Source organism: Microcoleus sp. S13_B4, assembly GCF_036700885.1.
Taxonomy (GTDB): domain Bacteria; phylum Cyanobacteriota; class Cyanobacteriia; order Cyanobacteriales; family Microcoleaceae; genus Microcoleus.
In genome coordinates this window covers 13,358-26,745 of record NZ_JAUBPU010000054.1, presented here as the reverse complement: position 1 = coordinate 26,745, position 13,388 = coordinate 13,358, and the positions used below count along the sequence as shown (strand labels likewise).

Sequence of the window (13,388 nt, the reverse complement as noted above, 5' to 3'; positions counted from 1 at the left end):
TTGGTGGGCGATCGCCCGATCGCACTTTATATTTGGCAGTTCCCATCGCAACTTACGAATCTTTTTTCAGTGGGGAGTTACCTCAAGCGTCGGTTCGACAACACCAAGTCAAGCTTATTGTGTATAACCCTGTTCAGGAGGCAATAGTCAAATGGCTCGACTAGAGCATTACCGTCAGTGCATTCAAAAACTCCTAATTGAAGGCAGCAAAATAGCACCAATTAACGGGGAAATTCAGGTGCAAATATTGGGGCGTCGGGAAACATAGGGACTCCCAAACGAATATCTATCGGGGTTTCAGTTGGTGCTTCCCACTTACAGATAGACTCTGGCTTAAGAGGGCAAGTTTTGGGAGCGATCGGATTTCCGCTGAGGCTGAACCAAATTAGGTTAGTCAACGAGTTTAAGAGTTTGATGTCGCTGATTTGATTGTTGTCGAGGGAAAGCTCCATCAGGTTAGTCATGGATTCTAGTGGTTTGATGTCCCTGATTTGATTGTCCCTCAGATCGAGCGAAGTCAGGTTAGTCGATGCTAGCGGTTTAATGTCTCTGATTTGATTGTTTTTGAGGTCGAGCCAAATCAGGTTAGTCAAGGATGCTAGCGGTTTGATGTCGCTGATTTGATTGTCCCTGAGGTCGAGCCGGTTCAGGTTAGTCAAGGATGCTAGCGGTTTGATGTCGCTGACTTGATTGTTGTTGATGACGAGCCGGTTCAGGTTAGTCAAGGATGCTAGCGGTTTGATATCGCTAATTTCATTTTTGTCGAGGTCGAGCCAATTCAGGTTAGTCAAAGATGCTAGCGGTTTGATGTCGCTGACTTGATTGTCGAGGAGGAAGAGCCGTGTCAGGTTAGTCAAAGATGCTAGCGGTTTGATGTCGCTGACTTGATTTTCAATGAGGACGAGCTCAGTCAGGTTAGTCAAGGACGCCACCGGTTTGATGTCGTTGATTCGATTGTTGCTGAGACTGAGTGTTGTGAGACTAGAAAGTTGGCGATTGGCCGCATCGCACTCCGTAGTCCCTGCTTTCTCCAAAAGCACCTCAACAGTATGTTTAGCTTCAGGACTCAAATCAGCTTTTTGACGACACCAATCGGCAAATGTTCCTCTACTGTTTCCAGATCGCACTTCTGCGGCTTTCGCAGACAGTCCACTTCCAGATAATGCTAGGATCGCACAACAAGCAAGTGCGATCGACTTTGGTAAATTCATGTGTTTCTGTGCAACTATGAGTGTCATAATCTTGTACCTCTAATTTTCCCCACTGTATAAAACAAAGACACTGCCTTACCGTGGTCCTGCAAAACATCTCTTACAAACTCTCTGAATCACCTCACTCAGGCAACTTATACTAATTTTTAGGTCGTCATTTTGTCTGATATTCTATGCCGATCGAGAATCTTTCCCCGCTGGGCACCCCACACAACTAATTAATATCAACTCCCACCAAATCTGCCACAACTTTCTCCAATCCAGCTATTACCTTCGTCGTCCGTTCCCAATCAACCTTATCAGGTGTATCTTGCGCCGTGTGATAGTAAGGATAGCGATAGGGAGCAGTATCTGTCACCATCAGCCCTGGATAACCATGTTGCCAAAAAGACCATTGATCTGACCAACCCACACCAGGAATGCCACCCGGAATTGCAGCACCTTCCGAGGGAAATTCAGCATGGCGGCGGAAAGATGCGATCGCCTCTCTAACCAGTTTACTTGAGGATGTATTGCCAATAAATCCGATAAAATTTCCCGATGTAGGATAAAAAAGGTTTAATGGTGCTGGATATTTCTGACTGTTTTGGGCATCTGAGTAATAACCAATTGTTTCTAAACTGAGCATCGAAACAATTTTTTCATTACGCTCCCTGCATCTTTTCGCATAAACCAAACTCCCCATATCAGCAGTCCAGAAAAAAGGCGGTTCCTCATTCACAAACTCAACAAAACGCACAGTTTTTTCAGGCTTTTTACCTGCAAACATTCTCGCTAAAGCCAGAACTCCTGCCGCCCCAGTTGCGTTATCATTTGCCCCTGGACTCCCCACCACAGAATCATAATGTGCCCCAATTACAACTATTTCATCTGCCTTTTTTCCCCCTGGAATCTCCACTTCTATGTTATAATAAAATTTATCCTCAATTTTATATTCTTGTCGTTCAACTTTATAGCCAGCAGTTTGAAATGATGCTTCGAGAAAGTCAGCAGCTTCTCCAAGTTTTTGATATTGTATAAAGTTGCGCTCTCCGATTTCACCCGAGAGCTTTTCCACATCGCGCTGTAAAGCATCTCTGAGCGAGATTTCCTGTGCTGTTAAAGGGGGAACTTTCCCGCTGTAGCTTTTCCCTGGCATTGCAATCATACTCAACCATATCCCACTAATTAGAGTAATTAAGATCGTACTAAGGATAGCCAGTCTAGTTAACGTTCCGCGATTCCATAATTCGATTTTTCCCAGGTGCATTTGTTTTCTATATTTGGCTATGCTTGAGTAGTAGGGTGCGTCAGTTAGCGTTATTTTTTCAATAATCCAACACCTTTTGACTGACGCACCCTACAAGTTTACACATCTGGTAACTTATACTGCCCCACAATCCGCTTAGCATATTCCGGCACATGAGCCTCTAATTTCTCCGGGTAATTCCGCTTCACGTACAGATAATTCCTAGTGAAATGAGAATCAATGGAAAACCGAGCATATTCCAAACCCTTCGGCCCAATTCTCTCAATAAAAACTCCCATTAACTTCGCCGCCCACATCGGCAAAGTCACTCCTTTTTCATAAGCCGGAATGCTTTGCTGAACCGCTTCTTTTCTGTTTCCCTGAGACATTACGGGCTGAGTATTTAACTGATCCGTTACCAAATCTAACATCTCTTGGCCGGTGTCATTTCGCACTACAATCCACTGCCAGCCAAAGGGTGCGCCCATGTAGCCCACAACTAAATCAGCTAAAGAATTGACATAATCAAAACAGCTCAAACAAGAAGGAGCAAAAACATCTTTCAATTCCTTAGTATTCAGCCCGAAAAACGGCACTTTTTCTTCCGAACCATCTTCGTGTTTGAAGTGAACGTTAAAGTCTTGCATAAACTCGTAAGAAACCACCGTTTCAGGAGAGCGGCTAGTTGTGTCTAGGAATTTCTGCAAGCCTGCACGGCTGACATTATCTACGCACGGAGTTCCCAAAACGTAGAGCTTTTCTAAACCGAGTTTTTTCTCGACTGTTCGCAAAGCTTGAATTTGACAGCCGACGCCAATTACTAACAGCCGCTTCATCCCAGATTCTTCGATTTGTTCTAATACGGAAAGATTGGGAGAGAGAGTGGGTTTGTTGACTTTGGCTGCGAGAATCTCTTCACGATTTCTAGCAATAATCGGCATCGGTTGAAAGCGGTCTGCTTCGGTATTTTGGACGCAAACAACGCCTTCTACAATTCCTTTTTCGAGCATTTCAATCGCAATTGTGCTGACGATCCCCGTCCACTGAGCACCCTCAATTGGCTCTTTTTTCCGAGCCGCCATCATGTTTTGACTGACTCCGAAATACCAATCGTCGGGATTGTCGAGATTGCGCGATCGCCCGTGAATCTCTTCTTCTAATTCCGCGATATGCTGTGTTAAGAAAGCACAAGATTCCTTGACATAATGAATGTAATATGTATCGCACAAACCGCACTCGCTGCAAAGTTCTTTAGCGGGGCGGCGGCTACCGGGTTTGAGGGCCTTGGATTTTTGGTGCTTAGTAGAATCTGTTGCGGTCATCTAAATTACTTATTTTATGCAGATATGGCTTTAGTTAGGATATCACAGCAATTTCCGTTGATTTACCTGCTTTATTCTTTCTTTCAGTCCTCCCAGGCGGACGCAAGCTTGTGCGGGAGCAAATTCGGTTCGCCCGAAATTGGCGGTTTTCAAAGCTTAAAAAATATTAGTCAGGGCTTACCTAGGTTGCGCTAAAAACCCGGTTTCTTGCTAAATACCTCACTGTTAAACCTAAGAGTTATGGTAACAACCGGGTTTCTTTGTGTAGTTTTGGTAAAAAAACTCGGTTTCAGAGCATCGCCGTGCGTCTAGGAGTGTTTGTGTAAGTCCTATTAGTATCAATCCGGATCTAGCGGGCGATCACGGGAATACATAGCCAAATAAAGCTATAAAAAAATGGTAAAAATATTTGTGACAACAGCCCTCGCTGGCATCATGATGAATCTCGCAATTTCGAGCTTTGGATTTGCTGCTTTAATTCGCCCTGTTCCCGCTATGAATCAAACTGTTGCGACTCTAGAAAGAATGCTCAGCGCGACACAAAAGCCGGCGGCGCTGAACTATTCGCGCCTGGGGATTGGCGGCGTGCGGTTGGGGATGTCTGTAGAAGAGGCAAAACGTAAGTTGGGAAAACCGCAGCGCGAGGAAACTAAATCTGCTGGATCTGGGCTCGCTGGCAAGATTCGTACGCTAACCTACCCAAGATTGACCGTAGCAGCATGGGAGGGAAAAGTTTATTTAATTTCTACTACCAATCCCAAGTTTCTGACAATTGATGGTGTGAAGCTAGGAGATAACAGCCAAAAAGTCGTTAAAACTTACGGTTACGGGTCGCAATCTGTGCAGGGTGGAGTGACTCGGTTGACTTACAGCAATGACCAAAAGGCTTCTAATTTGATTGTGGAAATTAAGGGCGATCGCGTGCAAAAAATTATTGTGAGCACGCAGCTCAACTGAAATATTAAACCACAGTGCAAAAGTCCGGGTTCACAAGTTTGTAATAAGGACTTTATTCCTTATTTATGAGGATTTTTAGCCTTTCTGTGAGTTGACTGGAGGGCTTTTTCCTCATGTGCGATCGCCCGCGTCTCCTTAATCCTCTTCATCATCATCCGACAATATTGCCATTTCCTCAGCAATTAGTGTCTGAAAATCCTCTCCGCAGTGAACGTTCAGATGAATTGCAGCACTCAGGAAGTCTGCTAGAATTTCAGCTTTTTGTCGATCGCTCAAATCAGATAACTGAAGCTGATGGATTAAAGTAATCACATTTTGACATTCAGTACCCAATTCATCAATTAACGTACTCAGCGTAGAATTTGTTACAGAAATTGTCCGATTTCTAAATTCCATCTTTAGTTACCCACTTCTTAGTCTGCGGAGGCAGACTTTGTTTGTGTAGTAGCGGTTTCAACCGCCGAGTAATCTTCGTTTGTGTAATAGCAGTTTCAACCGCCGAATTCAGATTTAGTCTCACACCCATAAAAAAAGTAGAGACGCGATCGATCGCATCTCTACAGTAATTCTAAATAAGGTGCACATTGTGCACCCTACCAATTAGCGGTTCTGGGGAACAGGAGCAGTCGGTGCTCCAGAAAAAGTCGCCTCACCAGTCTTAGCCCGCTTTTTGATCAAGATTGGCTTGACGCTGTTTTCTCCACCAATCGGGGGATCTTCTTGTTGAGCGTAATCCGCGCCCATCCAAGCAGGACGGCTTTGATCGAAAGCCATTTGCAAAGCAGCAGCGGCGATCGCGTGGGAGTCGTACTCCTCGGATAACTGAGACACCAGAGGCAAGAAAGATGCCATGCGTTCGCCAGCCAAAGCTTCACGAACTTTACCCTGCATCTTTTCCAACTGACGAGCTTCAATTTGCGCCCGTGTCGGAATGTTTCGCACCGTCAAGCTCGATCGCACGTGGCGTTCAATCAAGCGCAGTTTGCGGCGATCGACCGGTTGAATCAGCGTAATCGCCGTTCCTTCGCGACCAGCCCGGCCCGTGCGTCCGATCCGGTGAACGTAACTTTCCACACTGTCGGGCAAATCGTAGTTAATCACGTGAGTCAAGTGATCCACGTCCAAACCCCGCGCCGCAATATCAGTCGCCACTACCCAGCGCACCTGACATTGGCGGAAGCGATGCAACAAACGTTCCCGTTGTGCCTGATTCAAATTACCGTGATACTCGTCAACGCTGTGACCTGCAGCTTGCAGTTGGCTGGTGAGTTCTGCCGCCGACTGCCGCGTCCGCACAAAAATCAGTGCAGATTCGGGGTCTTCCATTTCTAAAATTGGCTGTAGGGCTCTTGCCTTCGACCAGCCGCGGGGAATCATGTACACGCCTTGGCTGATGCGCTTCGGCGTTGCTTTTGGCTGTTCTACGGTGACGTTGACTGGGTTACGCAAATGCCGCGCTACCAATTTCCGAATGGAAGCTTCCATCGTCGCCGAGAAAAATGCCGTTTGACGTTCTTTTGGTGCAGCATCCAAGATTTTTTCCACATCTTGAATAAAGCCCATGCTCAGCATTTCGTCAGCTTCATCCAAAACTAGCCATTTTACCTTGTCTAGTTTCAGGCTGCCGCGGCTCAGCATATCCAATATGCGTCCGGGTGTACCAACAACGATGTGAACGCCGCGTTTCAAACGCTGCATTTGGCGATCGATCGATTGACCGCCGTACACTGTCAGAACTTGCAGAGAGCGACCCACTTTTACCGGGCCGTCGCTGCTGATGCCGCTCAAATCACGGATGGCTTCAGTTACTTGCATCGCCAATTCGCGAGTCGGCGTCAGCACCAGTGCTTGCACCGCAGTCACATCTAAATCAATCCGCTCCAAGATGGGCAACGAGAATGCTGCCGTTTTGCCTGTCCCTGTTTGGGCTTGACCTACAACGTCGCGACCTGCTAACAGGTGCGGAATTGCTTGTACTTGGATGGGAGTAGGTTCTGTAAAGCCTAGTGTTTCCAGATGGAGAACGAGTTCTTCCGAAAGACCTAAGCCTTCAAACAATAAATTCATTAATGCTCCTAATAACGAGTCTTAGCCTTCTAAGTTGCCCAACTCGGATGCGGATTTCTGCTCTAGGGCAGGAACTCATAAGAGTTCTTTATGGTGCTGCGCCTGCGCGCACCTTCTTAAATAGCAATCGAGTATAGGGCAGCTCCGTCGATGGTGACTAAATTTACCAATTCGACAGCCGTCTTTGATTTTGTGACATCACCGATACCAACCGCCAGGGGTCGGGTTATAGGCTTCCAACATTCTTAAAACAGGACATTGGACTTCCTTTGAGGTACTTGCAAGCTTTCCCTCTAGGGCATTTTATAGTGAGGATCATGACCAGCCCCACTTCACTACATAGTAGTAACAGGTTGTTTGGTTCAGGCGCTATCCCGCAATCCGTCGCCTGCGGGATTGAGCAGGGGATGGGGCGACCGTTACCGCCTATCCATCTCAACACTCTTTCGGGATACCGTTGTGGTGTAGGGCGGACGGCGAAGCAATCTCAAATTATCCCCGCTTATTTCTGGCTTGTTATCATCATAACTCTTTACATTCAGAAACAAAACATTAAATTCGTTAAAATTTTCCGATGTTCTGTAGAGATTACCGCACCCCGACGGGGAGCGTCGATTGCCAGATAGGGGTTAAAAAAGTTTAGAACCCCTTTGCTACATATCTTTGCACAATTGTGTACTAACCGTTACTTTTGTTGCACAATCCGCTAATCATTTTTGGCTGGTGTCCGGTTTTTGTTCGCCGCACCGTCTCAGGCGACAGTTCCAGCAACACTTACACTTGACCGTAGAGGTCGTAGACATCTGCACCAGTAATTTTCACAGATACGATTGAACCCAGCCGCGCTTCTCCTGTGACATAGACGAGTCCATCTACTTCTGGGGAAAACCGAGCGGATCTACCAATCAACTCGCCTGTCTCTGGTTGTTCTTGTTCTATCAGGACATCAACTACCTGACCGACAGACTCTTGATTCTTCTTCAATGATATAGGTTGTTGTGCCGCCATTACCGAATTGCGCCGCATTTCCATTATTTCTGCAGGTATTTGCTGGGGCAAGCTGAAGGCTGGGGTTCCTTCTTCTGGCGAAAATACAAAAACTCCTACGTGATCGAATTCGTGGCGCTTGACAAATTCCAGCAAGTGTGCTGCGTGTTCGTCGGTTTCACCGGGGAAGCCGACAATAAAAGTTGTCCGCATCACGGCGCCGGGAAGTGCTGCTTTAAGCCGATCGACTATAGCATCATTAATCCCAGCTTGAAAAGGTCGATTCATCGCCCGCAGAATTTCCGGGTGCGAGTGTTGCAGAGGTAAATCCAAATACGGCAAAACGTTGGGTGTTTCGCCGATTGCTGCGACAACTTGCGGAGTCAAACCTGTAGGATAGGCGTAGTGCATCCGAATCCAAGGTACATCTACTTCACCCAAAGCGCGAAGTAGTTCGGCTAGTTTCGGTTCGCCATAAATATCTTTGCCGTAGTTGGTGGTAATTTGAGAAATTAAAATAATTTCTTTTACCCCTTCGGAGGCTAATTGCTTAGCTTCGGCGACAATAGACTCGATCGTCCGCGATCTTTGATTTCCGCGCAAGTGCGGGATAATGCAAAATGCACAGCGATAGTCGCAGCCTTCTGCTATTCGCAGATAAGCGACACCTTCCGATGTCGTGCGGTAGCGGGGAGTAGTTTCGTCAGCGATGTAAGTAGGTTCTGAAGAGACGAGGGAAACTCGATCGCCCTTTTCCACCTGCTGCATAACATTGACGATTTTATGATAGTCGCCCGTGCCGACAATTGCTACTGCTTCCGGCAATTCGTCCAGCAATTCCTGCTGAAAATGCTGTGCCATGCAGCCGGTGATGACTACTTTTTTATTAGCTTCTGCCAATTCTACCAAGGTGCGGACCGACTCTTCTCGCGCAGCTTGGATAAAACTACAAGTATTGACTACAACATAATCGGCTAATTCTTCATTAGAATCGACTTGATAGCCCGCTTGAGCCAGCAAGCCAATCATGTGTTCGGTATCGATGCGATTTTTTTCGCAGCCGAGGTGAGTAAATGCGATCGTTGGCTTCGTTGCCATGCAGTAATAGTTAGTGTTGCGCTATTTCTAAGAACATTTTATGATATCACACTCACTGCCAATTGGCAAGATATTGGTCTAATTGGTCGATCTGCCCAGAGTGTCATTTTTACCTTGGGGGCGGGCATAATCACCACCCCACAAGAGTCTTAAGATTTTTCTAGATGCAAATCTTGATGCTTTTTAGCTTAAAAAATACTGCTAGCCGAACTTACGAGGGGATTTGATCCGACGATACATCAGGGGCGATCGCCAGATTTGCTTCACCCGAAAGCACTTGAGCAGCAGACCCAGTAGTTAATCGACGATCGTAAGACTGTGTTCCCAAACCCTTAACTTGGCGCATCAAAGTGCCCATTTCCAAAGCACTCATCGCATAATTCCAGCCCAAATTGCTTTTAATTCCAGCCCTTTCCAAAGCTTGCTGCATCGTGTCAGTCGTCACCACCCCAAAAATCACCGGCACCCCTGTTTGAAAAGCAGCAGCAGCAATTCCCTTAGCAACCTCACCAGCCACAAAATCGAAATGAGGAGTTTGGCCCCGAATTACCGCACCCAGACAAATTACCGCATCGTAGCGGTGAGAAAGAGCAGCTTGGCGCGCCACCAAAGGAATCTCAAAACTTCCCGGAACCCAAAAAAAGTCCACCTGAGAGCCATGAGGATTAATATCAACCCCGTGGCGTTTCAAACAATCTTGACATCCCTCCAAAAGTTTGTTAACCACCAAATCGTTGAAACGACCGATAACAATAGCAAATCGCAAAGATTCGGTGTGAGTAAAAGTTCCCTCGAAAACAGTCATAGTGCTCTAGTTTAGATTTTAGGTTTTAGATTTTAGATTTTTGTTTGTGAGAAGGCAAAAGTCAGAAAGCAGCAGCATCTCATCTGAATCTCAAGTGCAAAAACTACAGAGTCGCGCGGTCTGGAAAATTCCTAGCTTCTGCCGAATGCCTTTCAATCGCTGGTGAATGCCTTCATCCTTCTATCTTTTACCTTCTTTATTAGATAGACTTGGGTGAAATTAAACGACTAAAAAGTTCAATACACCCACTGCAATAACCAGCAGAAACCAGAGACCCGACCCGACATAAATCAGGGATTTAGACTGATTCCAGTTTTGGGGAGAGGCATAAGCAACTGGCACGCCAACGACCATCACAAAAGACAGCAGTACCAGACCCAGTAAAACCACTTGAAACAGAATTGATAACATCTTTTCTCCTTTCGATATAACCGTGCGTTGATCAGAAATAGTTTCCCAGAACCGAAAAAAATCTTCCAAATTCTAGTTTTTGACAGTTTCCCGATAGTCTATCGAGAGATTGTCGGTTGATTGATACGAAAGAACCCGTGCAAATTCGGGCGTTGCGCGAACAGGCGTCAGCGGCTCTTGAGATTTCGATCAATTTTATCATTGTTCGCTACATGACAGAAAACTGGAAAGGTTAAGTTAAAGCCCGATCGACACATCCGGTTTCAGAGGGCGAGAAATTGCTACTGTTTGAGTTAGAGATGCGGGATTTTCGGCTATGGACTTAGTTTTGTGCCACACAACAGCAGATTTTGACGCCTTGGGGGCGGCGGTGGGACTTTGCGTGCTGCGCCCCGGTAGCAGGATCGTATTGACGGGCGGGTGTCACCCGACAGTGCGGGATTTTTTGGCGCTACACCGCGACGAGTACCCGCTCATTGAACGTCGATCGGTCAATCCGCAACAAATTCGATCGATTACTATAGTTGATGCCTCCCAGCGCGATCGCTTGGGAAAAGCCGCCGAGTGGCTGGATTTGCCACACCTCAACGAAATAGCGATTTTCGACCATCACCTACAGGCCGATTTAGACATCCCCGCTACTTTTACCCAAATCGAAGCAGTCGGAGCCAGCACGACATTAATTGTCGAAAAGCTGAAAAATCAAGCAGAAAACAGCGACACACCATTCCGCCTGCTGCCTTCGGAAGCAACAGTAATGGCCCTCGGCATCCACGTCGATACAGGTTCCCTCACCTTTGAGGGCGCAACTGCGCGAGATGCCATAGCTTTGGCCTGGTTGATGGAACAAGGAGCGAGTTTGGGGGTAATCGCTGAATATGTAGAACCCGGTTTGTCTCCTCAATTGCAAGATTTACTGAGAGAAGCGCTGAATAATTTGCGATCAGAAACTTTGCACGGTTACAGCGTAGCCTGGGTGCTGCTATCTACTGAAGCTTACGTTCCGGGACTTTCTTCGCTGGCTTCTCGCTTGCTCGATTTAACTGAAACCGATGCTCTGCTGTTAGGTAATGTTTATAAATTTGGCGAAAACGAAAACAACCGCAACATCGCTCCCGAATCGCCAGTTTCCAATCGATTAACTATTATCGGTCGATCGCGCATTGAAGGCACAAACCTCAGCGAATTGTTCAAACCCTTCGGCGGCGGAGGCCACGCCCGCGCTGCTTCCCTCGCCACCCGCGATGTTGACCCCCTGCTGACTTTAAATCAGTTAGCTGACGAACTCAAATCTCAAATTCCCCACCCTCCGACAGCGCGCGAGTTAATGTCGTCTCCAGTGCGGAGTATTCGCCCGGAAACTTCGGTGGGGGAAGCTCACCGTATCCTCCTACGTTACGGACATTCGGGGCTTTCTGTGGTCGATGCGGGCGATCGACTGGCTGGCATTATCTCGCGCCGCGACATAGACATTGCGCTGCACCACGGTTTCAGCCACGCCCCCGTCAAGGGTTACATGAGTCCGCAGTTAAAAACGATCGCCCCAGATACCTTGCTGCCGGAAATTGAATCTTTAATGGTGACATACGATATCGGGCGCTTGCCAGTATTGGAAAACGGTCAACTGGTGGGAATTGTTACCCGGACTGATGTGTTGCGGGAATTGCACCAGCAAAAAGCGCGAGACAGGGGAAGCAATGCAGAATTGTCTTATTGTGTCATGCCCGAATCGGTTGAGCAGTTGTTGCGATCGCGTATAAGTGCCGAATTGTGGCAATTATTGTCGATCGCGGCCAATATTGCCCAAAACCGCGGCTGGCAACTTTATATTGTGGGTGGAGCAGTCCGGGATTTACTCTTAGCCACGGATAATACACTGGCGCTAACAGATATCGATTTGGTGGTGGATGGAAAGTGCGGTTCCGACGATTCCGGTGCTGGTGTCGAGTTAGCTTCCTCGCTGCAAAAACTTTACCCCGACTCGCGTTTGGACGTTCACGGTCAATTTCAAACCGCCGCGCTTTTGTGGCACAAAGACTCTGCTTTCGGCTCGCTGTGGGTGGATATCGCTACGGCTCGCACTGAATTTTATCCTTATCCGGCTGCAAATCCTGAAGTTGAAGCGAGTTCAATTCGCCAAGATTTGTACCGCAGGGATTTTACAATTAATGCGCTGGCTGTGCGGTTGGGTGCTCCTCGCAGTGGCGAATTGTTAGATTTCTTCTGCGGTTTGCTGGATTTGGAATCGAAGCAAATTCGAGTTTTGCACGCCAACAGTTTTATCGAAGATCCGACGCGAATTTATCGCGCTGTGCGGTTTGCGGTGCGGTTGGGATTTGAAATTGAGCCGCAGACGGAAGGATACATCCGCAACGCTTTGGCTAGCGGGATTTATTACCGAATTCAGGGGGAAAACGGCCGAGCTCCGGCTTTGGAAACTCGGCTCAAAAGCGAATTGAAATACATTTTGCAAGCTCCTTACTGGAAAGTTGCTTTGCAAATGCTGGGAGATTTGCAGGCTTTGCGCTGCATTCATCCTAGTTTGGAGTTGGATCGGGAGTTGTGGCGGCAACTGCGTTTGCTCGATCGGTGTTTGCAAGGAAGGAAGAAGGAAGAAGGAAGAAGGAAGAAGGAAGAAGGAAGTTCGGCAACGGATTCTGTAACGGATGTAACGGATGTCAGGAAGAAGGAAGAAGGAAGAAGGAAGAAGGAAGAAGGAAGAGACAATTCCCTATCTCCCATTCCCCATTCCCCATTCCCCATTCCCCATTCCCCATTTCCCATTATCAATATTCCCGATTGGCAGATGCGGCTGGAAGTTTTGATAGCTTATTTAGCACCGGAATATCGCGGCAAGGTGGCTGCAAATCTTCAGTTACCTGCTGACAGCATTAAACGGCTGGAAGTTTTGGAAGCCGGAAAGAACCAGTTAGCAGAGAATTTGCCTAAATGCGAGTTGCCGAGTCAATTGGTGTTGCTGTTGAGGAATTATGAATTGCCGGTGTTAATTGCGATCGCCCTACAAAGTCCGCGAAGTGCACGCCGCCAAATCTGGGAATATCTCACCAGGTGGGCGAATGTTGAGCCCCCTTTAAATGGCAACGATTTGAAGGCTTTGGGTTATAAGCCGGGGCCTGGGTTTAAACGAATGTTGGATGATTTGTTGGCGGCGAAGTTGGATGGCGATTTTGGCGATCGGGCTGCTGCTATCTCTTTCTTAGCACAACGTTATCCTCAAACTTAGTAAGGTGCGTCACCAGCGCGTTATTTATTATATAATAGATTAGCTAATTGGTGACGCG

The 13,388-nt window shown here is 47.2% G+C and carries 10 protein-coding genes and 1 pseudogene; 3 read left to right on the top strand and 8 right to left on the bottom strand.

Features of this window, described 5'->3' with window-relative positions; all coding sequences use genetic code 11:
* Positions 1-23: 23 nt before the first annotated feature.
* Positions 24-164 (top strand): annotated as a pseudogene (locus QT994_RS21860) (element excision factor XisH family protein); the annotation flags it as partial.
* A 57-nt stretch (positions 165-221) separates the two neighbouring features.
* Here the strand turns inward: QT994_RS21860 and QT994_RS21855 are convergent.
* The 3 genes from QT994_RS21855 to QT994_RS21845 all read right to left on the bottom strand — a co-directional run bounded on the left by QT994_RS21855 (position 222) and on the right by QT994_RS21845 (position 3,761).
* On the bottom strand, positions 222-1,238 hold the full coding sequence (locus QT994_RS21855) for a leucine-rich repeat domain-containing protein (protein ID WP_333050240.1): 1,017 nt from the start codon (positions 1,236-1,238) through the stop codon (positions 222-224).
* A gap of 187 nt (positions 1,239-1,425) precedes the next feature.
* Positions 1,426-2,460: a M28 family peptidase gene (locus QT994_RS21850; protein ID WP_333178094.1), complete on the bottom strand. Its 1,035-nt coding sequence runs from the start codon at positions 2,458-2,460 to the stop codon at positions 1,426-1,428.
* 98 nt (positions 2,461-2,558) lie between these two features.
* Positions 2,559-3,761 (bottom strand): Coenzyme F420 hydrogenase/dehydrogenase, beta subunit C-terminal domain, encoded by a 1,203-nt coding sequence (locus tag QT994_RS21845; protein ID WP_333178092.1) that lies wholly within the window; start codon positions 3,759-3,761, stop codon positions 2,559-2,561.
* Positions 3,762-4,172: 411 nt separating this feature from the next.
* Here QT994_RS21845 and QT994_RS21840 point away from each other — a divergent pair, with 411 nt between their 5' ends.
* On the top strand, positions 4,173-4,718 hold the full coding sequence (locus tag QT994_RS21840) for a hypothetical protein (RefSeq protein WP_333178090.1): 546 nt from the start codon (positions 4,173-4,175) through the stop codon (positions 4,716-4,718).
* A gap of 135 nt (positions 4,719-4,853) precedes the next feature.
* Here QT994_RS21840 and QT994_RS21835 read toward each other — a convergent pair whose 3' ends face one another.
* The 5 genes from QT994_RS21835 to psbZ form a co-directional block, all read right to left on the bottom strand.
* Positions 4,854-5,114: a hypothetical protein gene (locus QT994_RS21835; RefSeq protein WP_333178087.1), complete on the bottom strand. Its 261-nt coding sequence runs from the start codon at positions 5,112-5,114 to the stop codon at positions 4,854-4,856.
* Positions 5,115-5,318: 204 nt separating this feature from the next.
* Positions 5,319-6,785 carry a DEAD/DEAH box helicase gene (locus QT994_RS21830; RefSeq protein WP_333178084.1) on the bottom strand — a complete coding sequence of 489 codons (1,467 nt, stop codon included), beginning with the start codon at positions 6,783-6,785 and terminating at the stop codon, positions 5,319-5,321.
* A gap of 774 nt (positions 6,786-7,559) precedes the next feature.
* Positions 7,560-8,870, bottom strand: coding sequence for a 30S ribosomal protein S12 methylthiotransferase RimO (gene rimO / locus QT994_RS21825; RefSeq protein ID WP_333178081.1), 1,311 nt, complete (start codon positions 8,868-8,870; stop codon positions 7,560-7,562).
* Between the two features lie 211 nt (positions 8,871-9,081).
* A complete protein-coding gene (ribH, locus tag QT994_RS21820; protein ID WP_333178080.1) occupies positions 9,082-9,675 on the bottom strand; it encodes a 6,7-dimethyl-8-ribityllumazine synthase in 594 nt (197 codons plus the stop codon).
* 219 nt (positions 9,676-9,894) lie between these two features.
* Positions 9,895-10,086, bottom strand: a complete 192-nt coding sequence (gene psbZ / locus QT994_RS21815; RefSeq protein ID WP_190735314.1) for a photosystem II reaction center protein PsbZ — start codon at positions 10,084-10,086, stop codon at positions 9,895-9,897.
* A 316-nt stretch (positions 10,087-10,402) separates the two neighbouring features.
* Between psbZ and QT994_RS21810 the strand changes: the two genes are divergently transcribed.
* Complete coding sequence (locus tag QT994_RS21810; protein WP_333178078.1) at positions 10,403-13,330, top strand: CBS domain-containing protein; 2,928 nt, start codon at positions 10,403-10,405, stop codon at positions 13,328-13,330.
* Positions 13,331-13,388 lie beyond the last annotated feature (58 nt).

Bases quoted from the DNA above. Each gene is read 5' to 3' on its own strand.
- rimO (WP_333178081.1), bottom strand. From the start codon at position 8,870: ATGGCAACGAAGCCAACGATCGCATTTACTCACCTCGGCTGCGAAAAA.
- QT994_RS21850 (WP_333178094.1), bottom strand. From the start codon at position 2,460: ATGCACCTGGGAAAAATCGAATTATGGAATCGCGGAACGTTAACTAGA.
- QT994_RS21810 (WP_333178078.1), top strand. From the start codon at position 10,403: ATGGACTTAGTTTTGTGCCACACAACAGCAGATTTTGACGCCTTGGGG.
- psbZ (WP_190735314.1), bottom strand. From the start codon at position 10,086: ATGTTATCAATTCTGTTTCAAGTGGTTTTACTGGGTCTGGTACTGCTG.
- QT994_RS21845 (WP_333178092.1), bottom strand. From the start codon at position 3,761: ATGACCGCAACAGATTCTACTAAGCACCAAAAATCCAAGGCCCTCAAA.
- QT994_RS21830 (WP_333178084.1), bottom strand. From the start codon at position 6,785: ATGAATTTATTGTTTGAAGGCTTAGGTCTTTCGGAAGAACTCGTTCTC.
- ribH (WP_333178080.1), bottom strand. From the start codon at position 9,675: ATGACTGTTTTCGAGGGAACTTTTACTCACACCGAATCTTTGCGATTT.
- QT994_RS21835 (WP_333178087.1), bottom strand. From the start codon at position 5,114: ATGGAATTTAGAAATCGGACAATTTCTGTAACAAATTCTACGCTGAGT.
- QT994_RS21855 (WP_333050240.1), bottom strand. From the start codon at position 1,238: ATGACACTCATAGTTGCACAGAAACACATGAATTTACCAAAGTCGATC.